The organism is Mycolicibacterium chlorophenolicum (assembly GCF_001044235.1).
Classification (GTDB): Bacteria; Actinomycetota; Actinomycetes; order Mycobacteriales; family Mycobacteriaceae; genus Mycobacterium; species Mycobacterium chlorophenolicum.
The window spans coordinates 116,551-138,653 of sequence record NZ_JYNL01000009.1; the positions used below are offsets into that span (position 1 = coordinate 116,551).

The following is a 22,103-nucleotide window of genomic DNA, read 5'->3' on the forward strand; positions in this document are numbered from 1 at the left end:
ATTGGGTAGAGTGCGATCATGGCCGACAAGAAACCCGCCACCGCCAAAGCCCCGGCGAAAAAAGTCGCCGCCACCAAACTCCCAGCGAAGAAAACCGCGCGCAAACCCGTCAAATACGCCACCCCCCAGGTCGATCCTCGGCGCAAGCCCCGCACCGCCGCCCCTCGGACAACCCCGCGTATCGCCGCGGACGATCCGCTATCGCTGCACCGTGTCGAGTACCTATCCTCCGTCTTTTCCCGCGCACAACTCGCCCGGTGGATCGGTGTCAGCCCGTCGCAAACCTCGCGATGGGCTTCCGGCCAGGAACGGCCGGGCCCAGCTGCCGCACCCGCCCTCATCGACCTCGAACATGTCTACTCCCGCGCACGGCTGGTGTGGGGTGGCGACACCGCCAGAGTCTGGCTGGAGAGCCCCAACGTGTTCCTCAGCGGTGCACGACCACTCGATGTCCTCCTGACAGACGGAGTAGCCCCTGTCCTCGAGGCGCTGGACGCCGAAATGTGGGGCGGGGCAGCCTAAGTGCTCGTATACCGCGTATATCCCCACCTCGACGCGGCGCGACCCGGAGAGCCCGGCCACCCGTTGTACGAGCACCGGCCGCAGCGAGGCGGCCGCGCGGATCACCCGGACTACTACGTCTGGTACGTCGCGCGGCAACCGGAGGCCGCGTGCGGGGAGACGTTCGGCAACATCGCCCAGTGGGCTGACTCGATGTTCGAGTTCCCCGCGGTGCCGGGCGCGCGGCGGGTCCTGGGCGTTTATGACCTTTCCGATGACCTGCGCATCTGCGATCTCAACGATCCGCATCGCCTTGTCGAACTGGGTTTGCGCCCCACGCAAGTAGTGACCCGCAATCTGGCCGTGACATCTGCTTGGGCACACCGCATTTGGGCGGAGAACTCACCGGCTGTTGGCGGCCGGACTTGGCAGGCGGTGCAGTGGTGGTCATTTCACCGACCCCACTGGACTGTCCTCGCCAGTTGGGAGCGACCCAGGTTCGTCGAACATCAGCCCCTTAGTCTCGCGCACCCGGCAGTCATCGCGGCGGCCACAAGTTTGAACCGCTCGGTGTAAGACCAAGCCATGCCCTTCATGCACGAACGTGAATGCGGTAACGGGTCGACCAGTCGAACAACATCGACATCGATCGACGTAGAGAGGAATGTCTCGGCTAGGCTTGGGGTCGTTGTCGTCGCCAGAGCACAACGACGCGCGCCCAGCAGGTCGAAGTAACCTGAACTGCTTGATCATTCGCTCGCGCGCACGCCGCGATTACGGTATCAACGGACCTAACGGGGTCTGAAACCTGATGCGCGGCTTACCGTCCGGCCCGAGCTCCTCGGTGATCAGAAAACCGTCCTTCGGATACGTCCACGACGTGGTCCCGGGACCACATATCGAACGACTCGCTCCTGCCGTGGGCAACCAGCACGCTTGCGGATCACCCTCGACGGGGCCAGGACGCATGTGCACGGTCACCTCACCCGACTGCAAATCCTTGAACACGTAGTTGCCGTCATCGTCGACGTAACTCACGGTGTCGGTGCCGGCCGGACACAACGCGGCAACATCACCGTGGGCAGTACCGATGAAGCACACTGGAGACGGGACCTGACGAAAATTGGTTGAGGCCTGGTCTCTTATGGTGACGTCCGATGGCCGAGAACGCGCTGCCGCGGATTTGGGAACGCCGCCGCGCGCCGAACTGCATCGTTCCGCGCTTGCCGACGGTATGTACACCAATTCGGCGTACACTTCTGGTGTGGAGACGAAGAGTGGTCGCTGGCACCTGCGCGTGACCGCGGCGCAAGATGCGGTGGTGCGACGTGTGCTCGACGTCACGGGCGAGTCGCTCAACGACTATGTGGTGCGTCACGCCGTTCAGGCCGCCGAGGCCGACCTCGCTGATCGGAGAGTGTTCGTCCTCGATGACGCCGCCTGGACCGATCTTCAGGCGCTGCTCGACCGTCCGCCAAGCCCCAAGCCCGAGTTGGCGCGCCTGCTGGCGAATCCGTCGATTTTGGAACGGTGAGCTACGAGGGGCCCGTCCTCTTCGGTGCCGATCACATCGTCGACGACTTCGACTGCGGCAACGACGTGCTCAACGAGTGGCTGCGGACGAAGGCTCTGCACAATCAGCGCGAAGGAGGCAGCCGCACCTGGGTGGTGCTGGACGGGCGACGGGTGGTGGCCTTCTATGCCTCCAGCACGGCGGTGCTCATGCGCAGCCGGGCGACGAAACGCGCTGCTCGCAATCAGCCGGACCCGTTACCTGCGGTCCTGCTCGGCCGGCTGGCCGTCGACGCGAACCATCAAGGGCGTGGTCTCGCTGCAGCACTTCTCAAACATTTCATCCTCAAGTCACTTGAGGTCGCGGAGCTGACGGGGGTTCGGCTGCTGCTGGTCCACGCAAACAACGACACCGCCCGGCGCTTCTACTTGCGCTACGGTTTTGAGCCTTCTCCTGTCGACGACCTAACACTGATGCTCCTCGTAAAGGACGTCCGGCCCAGCCCATCTGCGTAACGAAGCCGAGACGGTGCTGGATCGCGTCGACACGGCCGTCGCCGCCCGGCTTGATCATCGCGAGCAATAAAACTCGCGCTGAGCGCAGACCTCCCCTGGGCGGTGGCGAACCGGTAGCGATATCGGGATGTCCGTGGCGCTGACGAAAATTGGTTGAGGCCTGGTCTGTGGCGGTGGGCTCGAGGGTTGGGAAACGTGACCTAGCGGATTTGGGAACGTGCACACTGTCGGCTGGGGAATCAGCTCGCGGATAGTGCAACTTTTGGGCGCGTCAGGACGACGCAGAGTCCAGTTCGTGCAATTCGGGCCCGGACGGGTCCCACAACGCAGCCGGTACTGAGCGTTCGTCGGGTGTCCCTCAGGTAACGGATTGGAACGGATGCCGTGCACTGTCGTCAGTGCTCGGCACGCAACGCCGCGATGCCGGTCACGACGACGCGCTGGGGTGTGAAGGTGACTCGTCGTCCGGTTTGACTTTCGTCGCGCGGCCTTTCGTCCTCCCACACTAACGTGGCTGTGCCGGTTAGTTGCAGCGTTGTCCCCGTGGGGAAGTCGATGAAGAGCAAGGCTGTGGTCGGGTCGACCGTCACATTGCCCAGGCTGTTGAACAGGTTGTTGCCCGGGTAGTCCGGCCACCAGAGGCGATCGTGCTCGATGTGGACGAAGCCGGTCGGCCCGCCTCGATGGGAGGCGTCGTTGCCTGACGTCGGATGGCTGGTGCCCAGGAAGAATGTGTCGGCGTGTTCGATCAGCCGACCGTCCTCCGGTCGCAGAAGTTCGCCGGTGAAAACCGGTGTGCGGTCTGGGCCGGAAGCGTTGGCGGGGAGGCGCAGGTGGCGGTTCCGGATGAATTTCGGGCAGTTGCCGTATGCCTGGTCGACATCGATTGTCAGACCGCCGGAATCAGCCTGGGCGAGAACGCCGTTGATGCGCACTCGGCGGCGGGTGGCGAAGTCGATCACGATAAGCCCCGCGGGCTGGCGGGCCGGTAGGTCGTGGAGCGGGTCGGCGTCGAGAAAGGGGTCCTCGATGTGCAGTGTGGTCGGTGTCGCCGCCCGGAGGAAGCCGGGTTGTCCCAGCAGCGGTGAGGTCCACAGTCGGCCTGCGGCGTCGCGTGCGGTCAGGACCGCCAGCTGCGCCGCCGCCACGAAGTCAGCTGTGGCGGTGCGGAGCTGGCCGCGGGCCGCCATCGGGGCCAGCCGCTCGGCACGCGTGCGCACTCCGGCGCGTGTCTGGACGGCCAGCTCGCCGCTGTGGAATCCCACAGCGGCGGGCCGGTTTTCGTTCGTCATCTGCAGGGTCACAGGGGGTTACGACCGGCGAAGGCGACGACTCGCTGGGTGGGGGTCGCGTCCGCGCCGGCCGCGACCTCCGGACCGAAGAGATCTTGAGGTCGCAGCGCCGGGACGAGCTGCGATCCGACCGCTTCGGCCAGGGTGGCCTCGGCCTCGTCGAAGTGGATCGGCTTGCCGATGGCCACCGCCAGGTCCCAGCTGTGGATCAGCGTCGAGTAGGTGATGATGCCGATGGCCTGGCGGGCCGGCATCTCCCCGATGACGGTCAGGATGGGACGCTCCCAGTCGGTGATGGTGGTCCACGCTTGCTGTGAGCGGTCGACGGACTTCTCGACGACCGTGAGCGGCGCTGAACCGAGGATGTCGGCCCCGCTGAAAAGTTCCTGCTCGGTCGGGCCGCCCTGTCCGTCGAGGGCCGCCGCAAAGGCGTCGATCGTGGCGACAGTGTGGCTGAGCAGCGACCGCACGCTCCACCCTGAGCACGGACTGGGGGCGTCCAGATTCGACACGCTCAGAGTGGAGACCAGGTCGACCAGGCGCTTATCGGCCTGTTGCAGCAGGTCCAACGAGTTCATCCGAGTTCCTTTCGTCAACTAACGTTTGACAGCAATGTTTACCGTTAGATTTTGTACTCGCGCTGCCTAACGTTGTCAACATCTTGATAGCATTAGTTAAATGAATACCGGGTCACGGCTCCAAAGGGCGCAGGCGGCGGGATTCGTCGTGGCGGGAGAGCCCTTGGCTGTGGACTTGGCCGACACGATCATCACCAGTCGGGATCCAGTCGTCGATCTGCTTGCCGACGAGGCGGCGTGTCGGTTCTGGTGGGGCCTGCAGCAGGATCGACTACCCGACGGGACGCCGGCTCCGTCACTTGCGCTCACCATTGAGCTGCGTCAAGCAGTTCGCGAGATACTCGACGCACACATCGCCGGGATCAGTCCCAGCGCAGCGGTCGTCAATCGCGTCAACGACATCGCATCAAGCGTGGCCTGCACCCGGCAGCTGGTGCAGACCCCAGCCGGGTGGGCCGCCCTGACCACTCGCCATCCACCGGCCGACCGGTTGTACGAACTCGCGCTAGCTGCCGTCGCCGAGAGCCTTATCGATCTGCTGGTCGGGCCTGCGCACAATCGCCTGCGCAGATGTGAGAACCCGACCTGCAGCATGCTCTTCGTCGCCTCCGACCCCCGCCGCAAGTTCTGCACCCAGAACATCTGCGCCAACAGGACACGAGTGGCCCGGCACTACCACCGCCACCACCGCAACTGACCCGGGCCCCGGCCAACCGCGCCGATGCCAACTTCGCCGGCCGCGCATGCCGAGACGCCACCGCGAACACACTGCTTGTGCTCAACACGAAGTCTCGATGACTCATCGGGCGGCCGATAGCAACCATATCGTGAGAACCCGCGATGTCCGCCCGCGCCGGTCTTTCGTCCGTCGCGGGTTGTGGGCCGATCATCGCGGCTTGGACACCTGCGCCACCCATCGTGCGCCCACGCGGTGGGTATGGGTCAAGGTCAGGCCCGCTCGCTCGGTCAGCTCCGAGGCGCTGTCGAGGCCGACCGAGGCCCAGTCAAACCAGCGACCCATCCCGCTGTCGGATTCCAGGCGAACCCGTCGCTGCTTGACACCCGATGTCGCCGGGTCGAACTCGACAAGGCATTGCCCGCCGGGAGCGAGCAACCGCGCGGCGCGGGCCAACACCCGCACGGGATCGCCAGCGAGGCCGATGTTGCCATCGACAAGTAGCACGGTGCCCCAACCACCCTCGCCGGGCAACGCACTGAACACGTCGCCGCGCAGGGCAGGCGCGCCACGCTGGTTGGCGATCCGCACGGCGGTCGCGGATTGATCGATTCCCAGTGCGGGTAGCCCGCGTCGAATCAGTTGTGCGACCAGACGTCCAGGTCCGCAGCCGAGGTCGATCGTCGGACCCGTGCACAAAGACACCACCGTTTCGTCGAAGGAGTGGTCCGCGCCGTGATGGCCGAGCCAGAGATCCACCGGCAGCTCTACGCGTTCACCGTCGTCGTGGCGAAGCCAGCAGCGCTCCCCCAGAAGCGCGCGCTCGTACTGCGGTCCCAGCATCCACCCTCCAGGTACGAGTAGAGGGCGTGGCACGCCCGTGGTGTTGAGTCGCCGATCGGTCGTCGGCTCGGGATGCGTCTGCACCCAATCGCGGTGCCTGACGCGCACGGTCATTGTTATGTCCGGGTGGCGTTGGTTGCCTGGCGAGCGCCGGGCATGTGAGGATTCCGTCAGCAACGGTCGGTATCGCGCGCGGGCGGCAGTCTGCGCGCTCAGCGTTCGGGTCGTTGATGCGCGACACCTCCGCTGCCGGGGACGATCACCTCGGTGACGGTGCGTTGGTAGGCGTCGCGGCTGGCTGTGTCCCCTGAAACCTTCACCGTTCCCCAGTCGACCTCTGGGTGCCCGACCAGACGGCTGGGGATCTCGTAGAGGTTCCCGAACTGGGCGAGCTCGGTGAAGGTGCCCCCGACGTCGGGGTCTCTGTCCTCGGTGAGCCAGGGTCGTGGTGACTCGATCACCACGACGGGTGTCTGGGCGACGCCGCCAGAGATCGTGGCGATGTCGCGCACGCACGGAAACACGAACGACTGCGGCCAGCTGAGCAGAACCGGTCCGTGGCCGGCAAGAAACCGGTTCAAGGGCACGATCGAACGCAGCCGCGGTCCGGTGAACGCCAGCCAACCGAAGGCGTCGGTGCGGGCGTCGACCGCCCGGATCCGTACCCGGTCAGCGCCGCGGGGCACCTCGGCGGCATCGACACCGATCGTGCGCCACAGTGGATGGTCGGGATCCTCGCCGGCGGCCGGCCGGTCGTTCGGGGCGCGGTCGCTGAGCACACTGACCTCCGCCCCCTGGCTGCGGCCGAATTCGAAGGCGAGCGCGTTGCCGCCGTTGGTGCGCCCCGAGACCGACACCGCGATGCCGGCGTCGGGCGAGAGCACCGGCAACACGAACCAGGGGCTGGTCATGGCTGCCGTGGCTGCGACACCGGCCGCGCGGCTACCCCACAGGAAAGTCGACGTGCCTCGCCCCGGGGGGTCGGGCGGCGGGGCGCCGGGCACGAAGCCGCCGTGGGCGGTGAATCCGGCGATCGCGCCGCCGGGGTCGGGCGCGGTGTCCAGGATCGCGCCGTCGGGCAACACTTCGATGTCATCGGCCAACCCGCACGACCGGCTGCCGCCGATCCAGTGCGTGTTCATCAGGGCCAGTGAACCGGCCGGACGGCGGATGGGCGCCGCGACAAACGAGCCAACCAGCAGGGCGAGCGCCATACCGACAGCGGTCACGGCGATCATGGCGGGACCCGCGACCACCACCCGCAGGGCACCCGGCCGTCGAGCGGCGATCCCCGCTGCAGCCGACAGCGCCGCGACCAGCCCAAGCCACAACACCGGATGAGCCAGCGGCAGGCCGAGCGGTCGGGGCGCCGTGTCGGCCCACGGGACGTCATAGACCGCAGGCAGCCACCAAGCGTTCGGCCCGGCGAAGGCCAGCGCCGCCGCTCCGGCGGCCAGCGCCGATCCCACAACCCCGGCAAGAACGCCGTAACGATCGGCCGCAGCGACTCGCTGGACGAGCATCACGACGCCCACAGTGAGCAGCGCGGCGAGTAGTCCCGCCGCTGACCCCAGGTGGTAGGACCACTTCGACGGTGACAGCGCCAGCAACGCAAGCGCCGTCGCCACCACCCCCGCCAGCCGAGCACCGGGCCGGCCGATCCGATCGCCGCGGCGCAGCCCCGCCCACAAGGTGATCGGCACCATCGCGACGGACAACAAGACGGGCAGCCGCTTGGCGAAGCTGCCCTGCTGGTCGGACCCCAACAGGTACCGATAGCGCAGTGGCTCCTCGTGCCACCGCAGCGACGGCCCGAAAAAGTTGTGCCAGTCGGTGGCCACCACCACGCCATCCCAGGTTTGATCGGCGAAGACGACGGTAAGAGCCACAGCCGCGACGCAGCACAGCATCGCGACAACCGCCGACAGGTGCATGCGAGCGGATGCCGCGCGCACTGCCGCGATCAGCCGCGGGGCGAACACCATCATCGGGGCCACGACCAGAAGGCCGTTGGCACTGATCGGCACCGTGACTGCGACGACCAGCAGCAGCCAGCCCACACCGGCCGGACTGCGAGCGCGTATTGCCAGCGCAAGAACCGCCGTAACACCCAGCGCCACATACGGTTCCGGACGGGTACCGAGGTTGAACGGCAGCCAGGTCGCCAGCAGGAACAACGCCGCCAAACTGCGGACCCGCATGCTCGCCGCGACCCCGGGCAAAGCCGCGCGTAGTACCCCCCGCGTCAACACAAACCAGGTCGCGATCGCCAATGCGGTGCTGGGGCCCCGCAGCCAAAACGGCGCCACGCTGACCCCAGTCAGCGGTGCCAGCAGCTGCTGGCTCAACGCGAACGGCGCCTCGGCGGCGTTCCACCATCGATAGTAATTACCCGGGTTGCCCGTCTCGGCCTGGTTGCGCGCGATCATGGCGGCCCAGCCGTCGTCGACGGCCAGCGGACCGATCACCGCCCACCCGGCCAGCACCGCCACCACCGCGACGTCGACCCACCACAGTCGATCCCGCTGCCGCAGCCACCGTCGACGCGGCGCGGTGGGTCGCGGCAACAACCACAGCGCCGCGGCAGCCGCGATCAGCTGCACCCCGATCAGGGCGTTCTTCAGTGGACCGGGAGACGTGGTGAAGGAATCACCGACCTCGAGGCGCACCTGCATCCCGGTCGCATCGGCCGCGTCGAGGTCCGTACGGAACCCGAACACCTCAGGAACCGGGTGGCCGGGCAGCTCGATCGTGCGCCCGGAGTCGGCGTCGCGCACCGACATCCCGGCCGGTCCGGCTGCGACGTGCACGTCACATGCGACGTCGTGGCGCGCGACCGGCAAATGCACGCTGCGCCCGTCGGCGGCAACACTGATCCCGGTGCGATCACCGCCGACGGTCAGGCCTGCAGGCCCGGTACCGGTGCTCAGCGCAATGACACGTACGGCAGATGCGGTCGCGGCGCGCAGGGCCGCGCAGGGGATCGTCGCCTGCAGGTGCAGCGGTCGGTAGGGCACCACGATCGCGCTGCTGGAGACGACCGGCTGGCCGGGCACCGGCCAGGTCAGCGTCGTCGTTTGGGCCCGCACCGGACAGAATGGCAGCGCGAGGCCGGCAACGATGCCCACGAGGCCGACAAGCAGAGCCAGCCAGCCGGGAGTCGCCTCGCGTGCACGCTGTGACTCCAAGTCTGCAGTCCCTTCGGGATCGGGCCGACAGGGTTTACACACAAGGGTGTCGGTCCGTCGTGGTGGCTCGCTCGCACACCGCTTCGACGTCACGGTGCGGTCACCATTGAGCATCACGCCCGCCATCGGTCCCCCACCACAACGCCTGCACCCCGGCGCGGCAGCTGATGCAAACCCCTGATGACCTTCTGGCCATCGGCGAGGCAGGACCGCGGCAGTGAATGTTCTGCCGGCCAACAGCAAGACTCGATGAGCGAGCCGCGCGTCGGCCACAGCGGCGCGATACGTTCACCCGGTGATCGGCTCTGGACCTGCCGAAAATCGGTCGGCTAGCCGGCAGGCAGCCGGTCGGGCGACACGATCTGCAAGTTGTCCTGGCCGACGGGGTGGCTGCCGGTGATCAGCACGGTGCCTGAAGATGGATCCACTGCAACAGAATTGGGCTGTTGGACGGTGGGGACGTCAGCGATGATGCGCGGCGTCGCGGCGTCGGTCGTGTCGATCACGCGCATCAGGTTCGATGCGGTCAGGGTGACATAAAGGCGGGCACGGCGCGCATCGTAGGCCAGCCCGTACGGGTTGCCGGGACCCTCGATCCTGGAGACCTGCGAGATCTGCGGCTCGATTCGCTCGATCAGTACCGCACCACCGTCGGTGTCGGCGAGTGCAACCAGATCGGTGGACAACCCCACCACGTGGGTCAGTTTCACACCGGCCGGGCCGTGCGCGGCCAGCCGCTGCGCGGCGCCGTCGTAGACCCATAATCCGTTTCCCCGCACATCGGCGACGGCCGCGTACTTGCCCACGCCCGCAACGCCTCCCGGCTGCACCGGGCCGCCAGGAGCCGAACCGATGACCTGGCCGTCGCGGACGAAAACGACACCGCCGCCGAGTTCGTTGGTGACCACGATGGTTCCATCCGCGGTCTGAGCGGCGTCGTGCGGCTGGTGGCCGACTCCGGTCGTCCTGGCAACAACCGCGCCCTGCGAAAGCGACACCTGCAGCAGCTCGTTGGACCCCTCCATCGGCACCAGGACCGGCCCGTCCGGTCCGGCCAGACTTAGGTGCCGCGCCGCTGCGGTGGTCGAGATCCGTCGACGCACCACACCTGTCGCAGCGGTGAACAACACCACGCCATCGGGATTGCGCACCGCCACGGCCCCGACTCCGGACCGCCCGACCACGATTCCTTCCGGCGCAGCTCCGATCGACACCACCCGGCCCGCGGGCGGAGTGCGCAACTGACCCGCGGTCGCGGGCTCAGCCGGCCGCGCCGCGCCCGATGTCGGAGGCGGACTCGACGTGGACACCGGCGAGCCGGCATCGCGGCCACACCCGACCGTCACACCGACGGCCAGGCCGACGGTCAATGCGATAGATGCTATGTCCAGCGAAACCCGCATTCGTCGAGCCCGCGGCCTCAGTCGGGGTCTGCCACCGCGGTGTGCCGGACCGAGTGCTCGACACCACCGACGATCGCGGGCCTGCCGTCCGGCGGCTGTGTCGAGTCGGCGGCCCCCGCCCGCGGGTGTCGCCGCCGGCACCGCAGCGTGAGCACCGCGACGGCCAGCACGACCAGCACCACGACGGTGTCGGGAACGTGAGCGGCCAGAGCCGCGGCGGCCGTCTCGCCCCGCAGTGCGATCCTGGGATCGACGGCGGGGATGCCGGTGCTGCCACCGAAGAAGACGAATACCGCCCCGGTCGCGACAAACAGCAGCCCACCGATGGCAGACGTGGTGTGCAGGTGCAGCCGACCGACCTGAAATGCCCTCCCACGCAACCATTTCCGATGCCCGAGGTCGAACCGCTGCCACGCCGCAGTCAATAGGAACAGCGGCGCGGTCATACCGGCGGCGTAGACGGCCAGCAGCACGCCACCGCGCACTGGGGCCGCGCCGGCGGCCGCCACCGTGAGTACCGCACCCAGGATTGGGCCGGAACAGAAGCCGGCCAGGCCGTATGCCGCTCCCAGGCCGGCGGTCGATATCCAGGTGCTGCGCTGGGCCATTCGCGCCTGAAGGCGAACCACCGGCGCCAGAGTCCACCCGCCGCCGAGGATCTGAACCAGGCCGAAAACGATGACCACCGTCCCGGCAGCAACGATCAACACCCTCCGATGCTCGGTGAGGATGGCCGCCAGTCCGCCTGTGCCCGCACCCAACGGGACCAGGACCGCGGCCAGGCCGAGATAGAAGACACCGGTGCGCGCCACCATCATCGTCGGACTAGAAAAGGCGTACGCGAAGAACGACGGCAACAGCAGCGCGTTGCACGGGTTGAGCAGCGCCAGCACCCCACCCAGAAACGCAGCCAGGTAGCCGATGTCGAGCACGTCAAGGCGCCTTCACCGCGGCGGCATCGATGACCCGACGAAGCGTGTCCAAGGATTGCGCACCGATGAGCAGCTCGTCGTTGACCAGGAAGGAGGGCACGTGGGTGATGCCGAGCTGCCGTGCGTCGCTGCGGTCGCGCTCGACCGCGTCGGCGATGGCGGGGTCAGCCAAGTCGGCGACGAACCTGTCAACGTCGAGTCCCGCGTTGCGCGCCATCGCCATCAGCGATTGCTCGGTCACCGCCCCGCTGTTTTCCGGGGCCTGGTCGCGGTAAAACGCGTCGTGAAACGCCCAGAACGCCCCTTGGCGCGCTGCTGCGCGCGCGCCGCGCGCGGCCAGCACCGACTCCGGACCCAACTTGGCCAGGTCATGCCATTCGAAGCGCACCTTGCCGGTCTGCACGTAATCGCCGATCAGCACCGGCTGGCTGTCCAGATCGAACGCCCGGCAAAACGGACACTGGAAATCACCCCACTCCGCCACCACGACCGGCGCCGACACCGATCCCCTCGCGAGGGCATCGCCCTCGGACGGCTGATGCGCGCCGCGCCACGTCTGAATCGCCGAGGACGCGGCGGTGGATCGTGACGCACCGTGCTGCGTCTGTGGTTCGGACGAATGGTGGATACCGGCCACAGCAAGCACCACCACAACCGCGACCACACTCAACGCACCCAGCCACCACCGTGCACGCCCGGCCAGCCGGCGCCCAAGGGTGCCCGAGGCTCGCGGGCGTCGCGCAGCGGAAGCGCCCGACGAGTCGTTCATCATCAGATCATCCATGGTTCACCGATCGGTCAAAGTTGGATGTCGGCTGAGGCAGAACGTCTTTCGGGCATCGCGAGCACACTCGTCTTGGAGCAAGCGATGCTGACGCGAGGGTATGCATGTCCGTAACTCCTTGCAGCCGAAGGAATCTGATCAACTCACTGATTCGAAAATCGTGCTGTCTTGAATCGAACCCTACGCGCTCACCACCGGTCGAGACTTGGCGGTCACCGTTCCGTCACAATTGGCGTGATCCAATTGCTTTGCCGCGGTGCGACAATCAGGGCTGCTGCCGAAGGCGCCGGCCCCAGCGCATGCCAACCAACCAACGCATGCCAACCAAGGAGGTTCCCTCATGAATCGAATCGCATTCTCCATCGTCGGCGCCAGCCTGCTGGCCGTGGCCGGTGTTGCCACAGCCGGACCCGCGGGGGCGACGGCCGACGACACCGTCAACTCGTTGAAATCCGAGGGCTACAACGTGCAAATCAACGGGACACCAAGCGCCAACCTCTCGGCGTGCACCGTCACCGGCGTCAAGAAGGACGCTGGGGGCGCCAACCCGACCGCCTACGTCGACATTTCTTGCCCGACCGGCTGCTGACGAGGCCGCCAACCGCACCGGACGCTACGGTGCGACGGTATGCAGCGCCCGGTAGTGTACTGTCCAGTACAGGGTAGGCTGAGATGAACGGATCCACAGGATAATGTCGCTTGCCGTCGAGCAATTATTGGCCGGGTACCGGGCATCGGGCAGAGAGTTCACCGCCGCCGGGGTGCGCTCCTTTGCCCTCGATGCCGGTGCGCCGGACGCCGAGCCGGTGGTGTGCGTGCACGGGGTTCCCGCGTCGAGCTATCTCTACCGCAAGGTCGTAGCGGCCGTGGCGCACCGGGGTCTGCGCGGTATTGCCGTCGACCTGCCCGGGCTGGGTTACGCCGAACGTCCGGCGGACTTCGACTACACCTGGACCGGCCTTGGCCGCTGGTTGCTCGCGGCCGTCGACGCGTTGGAGCTCGAACGTTTCCACCTGGTGGTGCACGACATCGGAGGGCCGATCGGGTTCGAAGTCGCCGCAGCACAGCCTGACCGGATCCGGTCGTTGACCATGCTCAACACCACTGTGGCCGTTGAGAGCTTTCAGCGCCCGTGGATGATGGAGCCGTTTGCACACACGGGCGTGGGCGAGGCGTGGCTGGCGTCGCTGCAGTTGCCCGGTGTGTTCCTGTCGTTGATGCGCTACACGGGTGTCAGCCGCAAGGTTCCGGCGGCCGAAATCGCCGCGTATGTCCCGCTGTTGCTCGGCGACGACGGCGGGCGGGCGTTCCTGAAGATCATGCGAGGCTTCGAGCCGACCGCCGACAAGCAACGGCGCTACGTGTCCGCCGTACGGAACACCCCGTATCCGGTGCAGATCGTCTGGGGCGCCCGAGACCACGCCCTGACATTGCGCCACGACGGCATTCACGCGCAACTGGCATCAGGCATCGACGACCCGATCCTGTTGCCCGCCAAACATTTCCTCCAAGAGGACTACCCAGAACAGATCGCCGACGCCGTCTGCCGTCTCGCTTCGGCCGTTGACGGACAGCGTCGGTAAACCCGACACCGTTGCGAACCTGACAGTCGCCACGAACAGCCGTTACGGCGCCCGCGTCCACTCCTTGTCAAACACACAGGCAGCGACCACGCGGACAGGCGCCTCGCGCCTGAGTCGTAGTTGACCATTCGGTCAACTTGGAGCCGAAACCCTGTTCTGTGTAACGGAAGCCGGGTTGGCCGACACCACACCAACGACAGCAGACTCCCGTTTGGAGGTTAAACTCGTGGCTACCAACAATGTCCTGACCAATCCGGGCATCCACGCGAGGCTCGAAGGCCTCGCGTCTTTCGTCGCCCGCTACGGCCTGGTCGTCGTGATCGCCTGGATCGGTGCGCTGAAGTTCACCGCCTACGAGGCCGAGGGCATCCAGCCACTGGTCGCCAACAGCCCACTGTTGAGCTGGCTCTACAACCTGTTCTCGGTGCAGACCTTCTCCAATCTGCTGGGGGTTTTCGAGATCCTCACCGCGATCCTGCTGGCCGCCAAACCCATCGCGCCCAAACTCTCGGTGCTCGGCAGCGTCCTGGCGACGCTGTTGTTCCTGACGACGATCAGCTTCCTGTTCAGCACCCCCGGCGTCGCCGAAGCGGCCGGCGGCGGATTCCCCGCATTGTCGTCGACCGGTCAGTTCCTGCTCAAGGACGTCGTCCTACTCGGGGTGTCGCTGTGGACCCTGGCCGACACCCTACGTGGGTGACCCCCACGCGATCGACGATGGGCGCCATGGTCGACGCCGACTCGGCACGCCACCACCGAAGTGCGATTCGGCCCTGGGCGGCAAGCATTGTCGTACACCGTCAGGTCATGGTGACGAAACGCCGACAGCCGCGAAATCGCCCATTACCCACCGCAGCCTCGACTGTACTGTTTAGTACACTATCTTTGTCACTTGCGGGCCCGCCACGAACTTTCTGAAAGGCAGTACTTCTCATGAGAAAAGCCAACGTCGTCGGCCCGGGCACTGTGGTGGCACCCCGGGAACTGGTCACCGTATCCGGAGAGACGGTGCGCATCCCGGATCCCGACCGCCTTGTCCATCTGCAGTTGCGTCGCTTCGCGGGCTGCCCGATCTGCAACGTGCACCTTCAGTCGATGGCGCGGCGTTACGACGAGATCGCCGCGGCCGGCATCCGTGAGGTGGTGGTGTTCCACTCCAGCGATGACGAACTGCGCCGCCACGGGGTCGAGCTGCCGTTCGCGGTCATCGGCGATCCGGCCAAGCTGCTCTACGACGAGTTCGGTGTGGGTTCCTCGCGGCGGGCCATCCTCGACCCCCGCGCCCTCGCCCCGGTCGTGGCCCAGCGGATTCGCCAACTCCTCAAGCGGGGCGACCCGACCCCGACACCGGTCTACAACAACGACCCGATCGGAGGCACCCTGGGGCTGCCGGGAGACTTCCTGATCGGCTCGGACGGCAAAGTGGTCGCCGCCAAACGCGGAATCCACGCCTACGACCAGTGGTCGGTCGACGAACTGCTGGCCCACGTGCGGTGACACCGGCCGCGGTCGCGCCGTGCCGGTCGGCCAGGGTTGCTTCTATATCCTTTTCGGGATGTCCGCATTGCGACCGACCGGCACGGCGCGCCCGCTCCCAGCGACCGCGCGCGGTCAGCGTGCGCGCGCACAGATCGTGGACGCCGCGGCCACGTTGATGTATCACAACGGCGTGAGCACCACCAGCCTCGACGACGTGCTGACCGCCGCGGGCGCCGGCAAGGGCCAGATGTATCACTATTTCGACGGCAAGGCCGACCTGGTGGCCGCGGTGATCGAGCGGCAACTGGAGTTGGTGCTCGCCGCGCAGCAACCCGAACTCGACCACACCGACTCCTGGCAGGGCATCGACGCGTGGATGGCCCGCATCGTGCGCGAGCAATCCCGAAGGGGCGGCCCGTTCGGGTGTCCGTTGGGAACGATCGCGGCCGAGTTGAAAAACGATGACACGTTTGGCCCCAGCCTGGATGCCGCGTTCGCTCGGTGGGAAGCCCCCCTGGCGCGCGGGCTGAAGGCGATGAAGGATCGCGGCGACCTGGTGCACACGGCGAAACCGGCGCGCCTGGCCGCCATGGTCATCGCCGCCCTGCAGGGCGGGATGTTGCTCGCCCGTGTGCGCGGAAACGTCACCGTGCTACGCGACACCCTCGACGGCGCGGTCACCGAACTTCACCGCTGGGCGGCTACTTCAGCACCCGCCAAACCCGGATCGGCCCGCCGCAAGCGCCAAACCCGTTGAGCCGTCAGAACTCTCGCTGGCCTGCGCTGAGGTAATCCTCAAGACTTTGACGGATCGCTGCGCGTCCGCGGTGCAGCAGCACCCGTTGATTGCCCGCGGTGATGTCGAGCACCTCGCAGACCTCCGCGGCGTCGAACCCGAGAAGGTCGCGCAGGGTCACCACGGCGCGTTGTCCCTCGGGTAACTTGTCCAGCTCACGCCGGGCAACCTCCAACAACTCGCGATGCAGAACCGAGCCCTCCGGGCTGTCCGGGAACGGCGCCGGCGGCTGTTTCCACGAGCCGGCGCCGGGCTCGCCGGGACGGTGAAAGCGCGCTGGATCCACGGTGGCCGCACCGAAGTCGGTGAGGGTCTCGTTGCGCCGATGATCGCGAACCCCGCGCTGCTTGGCGATGTTTGTCAACACCGCAAAGAGCCACGTCTTGAGCGAGGATCGGCCCTCAAAACCCCTAATGCCCTTCACCACGGCGATCCAAGTCTCTTGCACCACGTCCTCGGCTGTCGGGTGATCGGAGACGTAGGCGCGTGCGACACGCAACAGGGCGGGCGTGTGCTCGTCGACCAGTTGAGCAAAGGCACGCTGATCACCCGCGCGAAGCCCCGTGACCAACGCCTGCTCACCGGCGATCCGGGTTACCATGAGCCCGCCGTCTCGGCGAAGGCGGCCAGCAGCCGGGCGCGGTAGACCGGATCGAGGTGCTCCTCACGGATGCCGCCCAGAGTGCCGACCGTGGCGTGCAACTGGTCCAAATAAGCGGCGCAGCCCTCACATCCGTGCAGATGCGTCTCAAAGCGCGCGCGATCGTCGGCATCGAGCGCGTCCTCCAGATACGCCGTGACCAGCTCGACCATCTCCTCGCACCGCAGCGGGCGCGACCGCATCACCCCGCGCCGCCGCCACCACCACCGCATCCGGCCAGCCTTAGACGTCATTTCTCGCCCTCGACAATCATCGGGTCCCCAGATCCCCGGTCGGCGCGGCGGAATGCCGGGCCGATGAATTCAGCGTGACACGGCCAACGGGTCGTTGCCACCAGCCGTCACACTTTCGTCACGGCGCCACCTTGAGCACCTCGTGGGCGAGGAGCTCGCCGCGATCCTCCTGCAGGAAGTGCGATGCGCCTTCGATGCGCACCTGATCGATGGCGCCGGGGATGAGGTCACAGAACACCTGACCAGCTCGGGGGAAGGGGAAGATGGGGTCCTGGTCGGAGAACGCCACCAGGGCCGGCTTCTGCCACCGCGACAGCTGGTCGATGACCGCCCGCATCTCGTTGGCCCCGACGTCGTCGCCCGTGATGGGGACAAGCAGCGGGAAGCGGGCCGCCCCGGCTTTGGACTCGGGCGTGGGGAAGGGCGCGTCGTAGGCGGCGACGACGTCGTCGGCCAGGTCGGTGGCCGTCGCACCCTGGATCACCATTCCGACCGGGAGGTCGGGGTTCTTCTCGGCGAACTCGCGCCAGGACAGGAACCCTTTGGACACCCGCCCCGTGAACAGCCCGGTGTTGAAGATCGCCAGTGCAGCCACGCGATCGGAGTGCTCGACGGCCCAGCGCAGGCCGATCGGGCCGCCCCAGTCCTGCACCACGGCCGTCGCCTGCTGCACGTCGAGGCGATCGAGCACCGCGCTGACGATCTGCACGTGCCGGTCGAAGGTGTACCAGTTCGGGTCAGTCGGCTTGTCCGAGCGCCCGAAGCCGGCGTAGTCCGGCGCAATGACACGGTGGCCCGCGGCCACCAGCGGGCCGATCATCTTGCGGTACAGGTAAACCCAACTCGGCTCGCCGTGAAAACACACGATCGGCGTGCCCTCGCGCGGGCCCTCGTCGAGGTAATGGATCCGCAGACCGTCAACGTCGACATAGTGCGGCGTGAAGTCATAGCCAGGCAGGTGGGCGAATCGGCCCTCCGGGGTCCGAAAAACTTCAGGCAGGCCAACGCTCATCGGGCAGCTCCAGGTGTGAGGCAGGTGATCGTGATGTAGTGTACCGAACGGTAAAGTCAGACTTTCGGCGGTCGGAGCGGCGATGACACGGACGGATCGGGCCATTCTCATCACGGGCGCGAATTCCGGGATCGGCAAGGAGATCGCACGGCAACTGGCACTGCGCGGCGCATTTTCGACAATCTTCCTCGCGTGTCGCAACCTCACGCGAGCCGCGTCGGCACGATCCGACCTCGAGCGCGCCACGAACACCGCGCTGTTCGAAATCCTGCACATGGACGTCGCCGATCCCGGATCTGTGCAATCGGCCCTCGACACGATCACCAAACCGCTGCACACCGTCGTCTTGAACGCTGGCGGCCTCGGCGGGCCAAAACCATTGGCGCTCAACGACCATGGTGTCACCGAGGTCTTCGCCGCAAACGTGCTGGGGCACGTGATGCTGCTGGAGGCGCTGATCCAGCGTGAAATGTTAACCGCCGCCGCCGTGCTGACCGGCAGCGAGGCTGCCCGTGGTGTTGTTCAATTGCGCATCCCACCCCCAACCTTCGCCCACCATTCCGCCGACGAGTTCGCCGGCGTCATCGACGGATCCTTCTACACCGGCAGGCGCGCCACCGCGATGCTGGCTTACGCCCACGCGAAATATCTTGGTGCACTGTGGATATCGGCCCTGGCACGCCGCCATCCCGACCTTCGTCTGCTCACCGTGAGCCCGGGCAACACCGCAGGCACCAACGCGTTCGAGCACACCAACCCGATAGTGAGGACCGTCATGAGCCGCGTCGTGATGCCCTACATCGCACCGCTGTTCGGCCTTGCGCACAAGCTCGACGTCGGCGCGCGACGTCTGGTTGACGCAATCGTCGATGACTCGTACCGCAGCGGAGTGTTCTACGCCAGTGGCGCCGGGAAGCTCACCGGGCCCGTCGTCGACCAGGCGACGATCCTGGCAGACTTCGCCGACACCACGATCCAAGATCGCGCCGACGAAGCCATCCACCGATTTGTCGCCGCCGCTCGCTGACTACCGATCATCGGTGACAAGCGCCGACGGGTCGGCTGCCACGATCGCCTCCACCTCGATGCGCAGCGCGTCGAGGTGGTCGCGGGCGGCCCCGTCATAGTCGCGTGCGTGGTCATCAAGAACACACACCGTCCCCACCACGTGCCCGCCGGCGTCTCGGACCGGCATCCCGAGGTAATTACTCAAGCCGAACTCGGTCTCATCCTCGTTGCCCGCGAAGGTGTCATCGAGGCGGGAGTCACGCACGAAGATCGCCTCCCCGCCGTCGACCACCCGTTCGCAATACAGCGGCACCCGATCCGGTGCGGCGCCGGCCTTGGAGCCTGCGGCGCCCACCCGATAGAAGGCGGTGCCCGGGCCCGCCGTCGCCGCGACGACCATGGAATCGGGGTCCGAGCGCATGACCAGAACGGACTTGACACCGAGTTCGTCGGCCAGTTCTTCCAGGCGGGGCGCCACCGGGGCAAGAGAAGGTGTGGTCGCCGCTGACGTGGCCGCGCGGCCAAGAACACGGTCGACCGCCGCCAAGATGTCTTCAGGCTCGGTGCGCGTGGCGTAATTAGGATGCACGTCGATCCACCGCAACACCGACTCGGCATCGACGATCGCCACCGTGGGCATCGGCAGCGCAACGGTGCCGTCGGCGTTCACCGCCGCAAGATCAAGCCCCAGCTGCTTCTGCGCGGCCTGCGCTTCGTCGCTGGGCGCGATAACGATGCCCAACGCGGCGGCGATGCGGTTGCCCGGATCGGAGAGCACCGCGAAGCTCAGCTCATTGGCCTGCTGCATCGACACCGAACCATCCGGGCTCTGCGGGCTGATGGCCACCAGACGAACGCCGCGGGCCTCCAGCGCCGGCACCAAATCCTGTTCGTAAACGCGCAGCGCGATGTTGCAATACGGGCACCACGCCCCCCGATAGAAGACCACGACCGTGGGTGCTCCGGCCAGCACGTCGGCCGACGAGACTGACGTCCCGTCCGCCCCAATGAGCTCAGCGATCGGGAATCGCGTCCCAGGCACGGCCACCGACGCCGGCACCCCGGCCGCCTGGAGCTCGCGCTGGTCGGCGGCGAAGACCTCGAGCACCTCAGGCGGAGCCACGCCGGCCAACTGCTCCGCCAATTCTGCGACCTTCTCGCTGAAAGTGGTGAACTTAGAGCTTGTCATAGCACGCCTTCCCCGTCGGTGGTGTCATCGAGCCTGTCGACAGCGATCTCGCCTAGTGTACCAAACAGTACAGACGATGAACTCGCTTGAGCACCAAGCCCTGTCGGGTCCGAACGCACAACTGGCGGGGACTCGAGTTTCGTTGTCCCCCGCGCAGCCATGGGCCATCATCGGCGGCATGCGACGTTCGGGGGCATCGAGTTCGGCGTGGATTTGCACACGATGGCCCTAGCTACGGCCCCGCCGTCGCAGCTCGGCGACCAGAGCGTCGAAGTTCGCCGGGCGCACCTGCACCGCGTCGTCGCGCGCGGCGGCAGTGATCTTGACGGTGCGGCGAATCTGGTCGATGAAGACTCGGCAGGCTTCGCAGCCGCGTCGGTGTTGTTCGAACCGGCGCAGGTCTGTGTTACTCAGTGCGTCATCGAGATACGTCGTGACCAGCTCGATCACGTCGCTGCACGCCAGTTGCAGTTCGTTGGTGATGAATTCGTCAGTCATCGAGATACTCCTCCAGCGCAGCCCGCAGGGCGGCGCGCCCACGATGCAGCAGCACGCGTTGATTGACCGCCGAGATCCCCAACGCGTCGCAGATTTCCTCGCTCGTCCAGCCCTCGACGTCGCGCATCGAGACCACCTCGCGTTGCGCGTCTGGCAGTTTGGCCAAGGCGTGCGAGATCAAGGTGCGCACTTCGCGAGAAAGCAGTCGTTGCTCTGGCAACAGGTCCCACCTTGCGGGCACGTCAGACCAGTGGTGGGCACCCAGTTCGGCGTGAACCATCCGGTTGGGATCTACCGACGGGTACGGATCCGCCTCCGGACCTGCGACGGCAAATGGCACGGTGCGCCCCTGTGTTCGGGCCAGCGTCCGTATTCGGTTGAGCATGATGCGGAACACCCACGTCTTGACCGTCGAACGACCTTCGAAGCTCCCGATCGTGCGAACCACCGACGTCCACGTGTCTTGCACGGCATCTTCTGCAATGGACGCCGACAGGTAGATCCGCGCCATGCGGACCAGGGGTGCATGCATCGTGTCGACCAGTAGGCGGAATGCTTCGGTGTCCCCGGCCCGCAACGCGTCGACGAACTCGTCCTCGCTAGCCCACCGGTCGTCGACGACCGTGCGGATGTGTTCGCCCATTACCCAGCACCGCTCCCCAGCCGAAATTGCGGCCCGTGTAACAGATCAGCTGCACGGGCGTCTAACCAGTGGCCTCATCGATCTGGCATGCGGTGTAAGGCCATCAACCCGAACAATACTGGAGGAGAACCAATGAGCACGCTGTCCCTTGTCACCGACGCCGACGCGACCAACGACCAGGCCGAGGCGTTGGCCTCCGTGCAGCAGGCATTGGGCACGATTCCCAACCTCACCCGCGCGATGGTGCACAGTCCGGCGCTGCTGCGCGGATATCTCGGTTTGGCCGGCGCTCTCGACCGCGGAACGCTGCCGGGCTCCACCCGCGAACGCCTCGCCATCGCCATCGCACAGGCCAATGGGTGCTCGTATTGCCTGTCCGCACACAGCTACCTGGGTGAAAAGGCGGCGGGACTCAGCGCCGATCAAATCGGGTCGGCGCGCAAAGCAGATGCGGACGACCCCAAAACCGCCGCGATCCTTGCATTCGCGGTGGCCGTCAACGAACACCGCGGCCACATCGATGACGCCGATCTGGAAAACGCGCGCCGCGCAGGTCTGACCGACGCCGAGATCGCCGAAGTCATTGGCCACGTGGGCCTTAACGTGCTGACGAACTACTTCAACAACGTCGCGCACACCGAAATCGACTTCCCAATCGTGCAGCCGTGAACCGCACGGCCTGGCGGGTCACGCGACCGCGGCCCGCCAGGCCAGCCGTCACACGACACGTGCGGTGCCGGGGTCATCCTCGAAGACCGCGGCAGGGCGGCCTCTCC

At 66.7% G+C, this 22,103-nt stretch carries 25 protein-coding genes; 12 read left to right on the top strand and 13 right to left on the bottom strand.

What is annotated here, in order from left to right; all coding sequences use genetic code 11:
- The first annotated feature begins 18 nt into the window (after positions 1–18).
- From MCHLDSM_RS04765 to MCHLDSM_RS04785, 4 genes are all read left to right on the top strand, one after another.
- Complete coding sequence (locus MCHLDSM_RS04765; RefSeq protein ID WP_174545828.1) at positions 19–522, top strand: MbcA/ParS/Xre antitoxin family protein; 504 nt, start codon at positions 19–21, stop codon at positions 520–522.
- Positions 523–585: 63 nt separating this feature from the next.
- Positions 586–1,077, top strand: a complete 492-nt coding sequence (locus MCHLDSM_RS04770) for an RES family NAD+ phosphorylase (RefSeq protein ID WP_234713867.1) — start codon at positions 586–588, stop codon at positions 1,075–1,077.
- A gap of 571 nt (positions 1,078–1,648) precedes the next feature.
- Complete coding sequence (locus MCHLDSM_RS04780) at positions 1,649–2,035, top strand: type II toxin-antitoxin system TacA family antitoxin (RefSeq protein WP_158023718.1); 387 nt, start codon at positions 1,649–1,651, stop codon at positions 2,033–2,035.
- Positions 2,032–2,529, top strand: a complete 498-nt coding sequence (locus MCHLDSM_RS04785; RefSeq protein WP_023363547.1) for a GNAT family N-acetyltransferase — start codon at positions 2,032–2,034, stop codon at positions 2,527–2,529. The genes MCHLDSM_RS04780 and MCHLDSM_RS04785 overlap by 4 nt, the downstream gene beginning before the upstream one ends.
- 395 nt (positions 2,530–2,924) lie before the next feature.
- On the opposite strand, the gene MCHLDSM_RS04790 is transcribed toward MCHLDSM_RS04785, so the two are convergent.
- Together MCHLDSM_RS04790 and MCHLDSM_RS04795 are read right to left on the bottom strand one after the other, a co-directional pair.
- Positions 2,925–3,677, bottom strand: coding sequence for a pyridoxamine 5'-phosphate oxidase family protein (locus MCHLDSM_RS04790; RefSeq protein WP_084024343.1), 753 nt, complete (start codon positions 3,675–3,677; stop codon positions 2,925–2,927).
- A 152-nt stretch (positions 3,678–3,829) separates the two neighbouring features.
- Complete coding sequence (locus MCHLDSM_RS04795) at positions 3,830–4,399, bottom strand: TIGR03086 family metal-binding protein (protein WP_023363549.1); 570 nt, start codon at positions 4,397–4,399, stop codon at positions 3,830–3,832.
- A gap of 100 nt (positions 4,400–4,499) precedes the next feature.
- Here MCHLDSM_RS04795 and MCHLDSM_RS04800 point away from each other — a divergent pair, with 100 nt between their 5' ends.
- A complete protein-coding gene (locus MCHLDSM_RS04800) occupies positions 4,500–5,096 on the top strand; it encodes a CGNR zinc finger domain-containing protein (protein ID WP_023363551.1) in 597 nt (198 codons plus the stop codon).
- A 189-nt stretch (positions 5,097–5,285) separates the two neighbouring features.
- Here the strand turns inward: MCHLDSM_RS04800 and MCHLDSM_RS04805 are convergent, their stop codons facing one another.
- The 5 genes from MCHLDSM_RS04805 to MCHLDSM_RS04825 all read right to left on the bottom strand — a co-directional run bounded on the left by MCHLDSM_RS04805 (position 5,286) and on the right by MCHLDSM_RS04825 (position 12,225).
- Positions 5,286–5,918: a class I SAM-dependent methyltransferase gene (locus tag MCHLDSM_RS04805; protein WP_023363553.1), complete on the bottom strand. Its 633-nt coding sequence runs from the start codon at positions 5,916–5,918 to the stop codon at positions 5,286–5,288.
- A gap of 212 nt (positions 5,919–6,130) precedes the next feature.
- Positions 6,131–9,106, bottom strand: a complete 2,976-nt coding sequence (locus tag MCHLDSM_RS04810; protein ID WP_023363415.1) for an arabinosyltransferase domain-containing protein — start codon at positions 9,104–9,106, stop codon at positions 6,131–6,133.
- Positions 9,107–9,435: 329 nt separating this feature from the next.
- Positions 9,436–10,476, bottom strand: a complete 1,041-nt coding sequence (locus MCHLDSM_RS04815; RefSeq protein WP_225337107.1) for an NHL repeat-containing protein — start codon at positions 10,474–10,476, stop codon at positions 9,436–9,438.
- A gap of 50 nt (positions 10,477–10,526) precedes the next feature.
- The gene (locus MCHLDSM_RS04820) at positions 10,527–11,441 is read right to left on the bottom strand and encodes a cytochrome c biogenesis CcdA family protein (protein WP_023363419.1); all 915 of its coding nucleotides are present in this window, start codon (positions 11,439–11,441) and stop codon (positions 10,527–10,529) included.
- Position 11,442: 1 nt separating this feature from the next.
- Entirely contained in the window at positions 11,443–12,225 is a 783-nt protein-coding gene (locus MCHLDSM_RS04825; protein ID WP_023363421.1) for a DsbA family protein, read from the bottom strand.
- A 340-nt stretch (positions 12,226–12,565) separates the two neighbouring features.
- On the opposite strand from MCHLDSM_RS04825, the gene MCHLDSM_RS04830 reads away from it, so the two are divergent.
- From MCHLDSM_RS04830 to MCHLDSM_RS04850, 5 genes are all read left to right on the top strand, one after another.
- Positions 12,566–12,814 (top strand): hypothetical protein, encoded by a 249-nt coding sequence (locus MCHLDSM_RS04830; protein WP_023363423.1) that lies wholly within the window; start codon positions 12,566–12,568, stop codon positions 12,812–12,814.
- 103 nt (positions 12,815–12,917) lie between these two features.
- Complete coding sequence (locus tag MCHLDSM_RS04835; RefSeq protein ID WP_023363425.1) at positions 12,918–13,808, top strand: alpha/beta fold hydrolase; 891 nt, start codon at positions 12,918–12,920, stop codon at positions 13,806–13,808.
- A gap of 226 nt (positions 13,809–14,034) precedes the next feature.
- Complete coding sequence (locus MCHLDSM_RS04840) at positions 14,035–14,508, top strand: YkgB family protein (protein WP_023363427.1); 474 nt, start codon at positions 14,035–14,037, stop codon at positions 14,506–14,508.
- 233 nt (positions 14,509–14,741) lie between these two features.
- The gene (locus MCHLDSM_RS04845) at positions 14,742–15,305 is read left to right on the top strand and encodes a peroxiredoxin-like family protein (protein WP_023363428.1); all 564 of its coding nucleotides are present in this window, start codon (positions 14,742–14,744) and stop codon (positions 15,303–15,305) included.
- A gap of 58 nt (positions 15,306–15,363) precedes the next feature.
- Positions 15,364–16,044, top strand: coding sequence for a TetR/AcrR family transcriptional regulator (locus MCHLDSM_RS04850; RefSeq protein ID WP_046188119.1), 681 nt, complete (start codon positions 15,364–15,366; stop codon positions 16,042–16,044).
- A gap of 4 nt (positions 16,045–16,048) precedes the next feature.
- Here the strand turns inward: MCHLDSM_RS04850 and MCHLDSM_RS04855 are convergent, their stop codons facing one another.
- The 3 genes from MCHLDSM_RS04855 to MCHLDSM_RS04865 all read right to left on the bottom strand — a co-directional run bounded on the left by MCHLDSM_RS04855 (position 16,049) and on the right by MCHLDSM_RS04865 (position 17,989).
- Complete coding sequence (locus tag MCHLDSM_RS04855) at positions 16,049–16,684, bottom strand: RNA polymerase sigma factor (RefSeq protein WP_023363431.1); 636 nt, start codon at positions 16,682–16,684, stop codon at positions 16,049–16,051.
- The gene (locus tag MCHLDSM_RS04860) at positions 16,678–16,896 is read right to left on the bottom strand and encodes an anti-sigma factor family protein (protein WP_084051818.1); all 219 of its coding nucleotides are present in this window, start codon (positions 16,894–16,896) and stop codon (positions 16,678–16,680) included. Before MCHLDSM_RS04860 ends, MCHLDSM_RS04855 begins: the two co-directional genes overlap by 7 nt.
- A gap of 199 nt (positions 16,897–17,095) precedes the next feature.
- Positions 17,096–17,989, bottom strand: a complete 894-nt coding sequence (locus tag MCHLDSM_RS04865) for a haloalkane dehalogenase (RefSeq protein ID WP_033718784.1) — start codon at positions 17,987–17,989, stop codon at positions 17,096–17,098.
- 82 nt (positions 17,990–18,071) lie between these two features.
- On the opposite strand from MCHLDSM_RS04865, the gene MCHLDSM_RS04870 reads away from it, so the two are divergent.
- Complete coding sequence (locus MCHLDSM_RS04870) at positions 18,072–19,016, top strand: SDR family NAD(P)-dependent oxidoreductase (RefSeq protein ID WP_023363435.1); 945 nt, start codon at positions 18,072–18,074, stop codon at positions 19,014–19,016.
- Here the strand turns inward: MCHLDSM_RS04870 and MCHLDSM_RS39005 are convergent, their stop codons facing one another.
- The 3 genes from MCHLDSM_RS39005 to MCHLDSM_RS04890 form a co-directional block, all read right to left on the bottom strand.
- Entirely contained in the window at positions 19,017–20,186 is a 1,170-nt protein-coding gene (locus tag MCHLDSM_RS39005; RefSeq protein WP_023363437.1) for a redoxin family protein, read from the bottom strand.
- 228 nt (positions 20,187–20,414) lie between these two features.
- Positions 20,415–20,684 carry an anti-sigma factor family protein gene (locus MCHLDSM_RS04885; protein WP_023363439.1) on the bottom strand — a complete coding sequence of 90 codons (270 nt, stop codon included), beginning with the start codon at positions 20,682–20,684 and terminating at the stop codon, positions 20,415–20,417.
- Positions 20,677–21,327 carry an RNA polymerase sigma factor gene (locus tag MCHLDSM_RS04890; protein ID WP_023363441.1) on the bottom strand — a complete coding sequence of 217 codons (651 nt, stop codon included), beginning with the start codon at positions 21,325–21,327 and terminating at the stop codon, positions 20,677–20,679. Before MCHLDSM_RS04890 ends, MCHLDSM_RS04885 begins: the two co-directional genes overlap by 8 nt.
- Before the next feature lie 132 nt (positions 21,328–21,459).
- Between MCHLDSM_RS04890 and MCHLDSM_RS04895 the strand changes: the two genes are divergently transcribed.
- Complete coding sequence (locus MCHLDSM_RS04895) at positions 21,460–21,996, top strand: carboxymuconolactone decarboxylase family protein (RefSeq protein ID WP_023363443.1); 537 nt, start codon at positions 21,460–21,462, stop codon at positions 21,994–21,996.
- The last annotated feature ends 107 nt before the right edge of the window (positions 21,997–22,103 follow it).

Excerpts from the sequence above, each read along its gene's own strand:
- MCHLDSM_RS04765 (WP_174545828.1), top strand. The coding sequence starts at position 19 with ATGGCCGACAAGAAACCCGCCACCGCCAAAGCCCCGGCGAAAAAAGTC.
- MCHLDSM_RS04795 (WP_023363549.1), bottom strand. The coding sequence starts at position 4,399 with ATGAACTCGTTGGACCTGCTGCAACAGGCCGATAAGCGCCTGGTCGAC.
- MCHLDSM_RS04800 (WP_023363551.1), top strand. The coding sequence starts at position 4,500 with ATGAATACCGGGTCACGGCTCCAAAGGGCGCAGGCGGCGGGATTCGTC.
- MCHLDSM_RS04805 (WP_023363553.1), bottom strand. The coding sequence starts at position 5,918 with ATGCTGGGACCGCAGTACGAGCGCGCGCTTCTGGGGGAGCGCTGCTGG.
- MCHLDSM_RS04825 (WP_023363421.1), bottom strand. The coding sequence starts at position 12,225 with ATGGATGATCTGATGATGAACGACTCGTCGGGCGCTTCCGCTGCGCGA.
- MCHLDSM_RS04830 (WP_023363423.1), top strand. The coding sequence starts at position 12,566 with ATGAATCGAATCGCATTCTCCATCGTCGGCGCCAGCCTGCTGGCCGTG.
- MCHLDSM_RS04835 (WP_023363425.1), top strand. The coding sequence starts at position 12,918 with ATGTCGCTTGCCGTCGAGCAATTATTGGCCGGGTACCGGGCATCGGGC.
- MCHLDSM_RS04845 (WP_023363428.1), top strand. The coding sequence starts at position 14,742 with ATGAGAAAAGCCAACGTCGTCGGCCCGGGCACTGTGGTGGCACCCCGG.
- MCHLDSM_RS04850 (WP_046188119.1), top strand. The coding sequence starts at position 15,364 with ATGTCCGCATTGCGACCGACCGGCACGGCGCGCCCGCTCCCAGCGACC.
- MCHLDSM_RS04855 (WP_023363431.1), bottom strand. The coding sequence starts at position 16,684 with ATGGTAACCCGGATCGCCGGTGAGCAGGCGTTGGTCACGGGGCTTCGC.
- MCHLDSM_RS04860 (WP_084051818.1), bottom strand. The coding sequence starts at position 16,896 with ATGGTCGAGCTGGTCACGGCGTATCTGGAGGACGCGCTCGATGCCGAC.
- MCHLDSM_RS04865 (WP_033718784.1), bottom strand. The coding sequence starts at position 17,989 with ATGAGCGTTGGCCTGCCTGAAGTTTTTCGGACCCCGGAGGGCCGATTC.
- MCHLDSM_RS04870 (WP_023363435.1), top strand. The coding sequence starts at position 18,072 with ATGACACGGACGGATCGGGCCATTCTCATCACGGGCGCGAATTCCGGG.
- MCHLDSM_RS39005 (WP_023363437.1), bottom strand. The coding sequence starts at position 20,186 with ATGACAAGCTCTAAGTTCACCACTTTCAGCGAGAAGGTCGCAGAATTG.
- MCHLDSM_RS04885 (WP_023363439.1), bottom strand. The coding sequence starts at position 20,684 with ATGACTGACGAATTCATCACCAACGAACTGCAACTGGCGTGCAGCGAC.
- MCHLDSM_RS04890 (WP_023363441.1), bottom strand. The coding sequence starts at position 21,327 with ATGGGCGAACACATCCGCACGGTCGTCGACGACCGGTGGGCTAGCGAG.
- MCHLDSM_RS04895 (WP_023363443.1), top strand. The coding sequence starts at position 21,460 with ATGAGCACGCTGTCCCTTGTCACCGACGCCGACGCGACCAACGACCAG.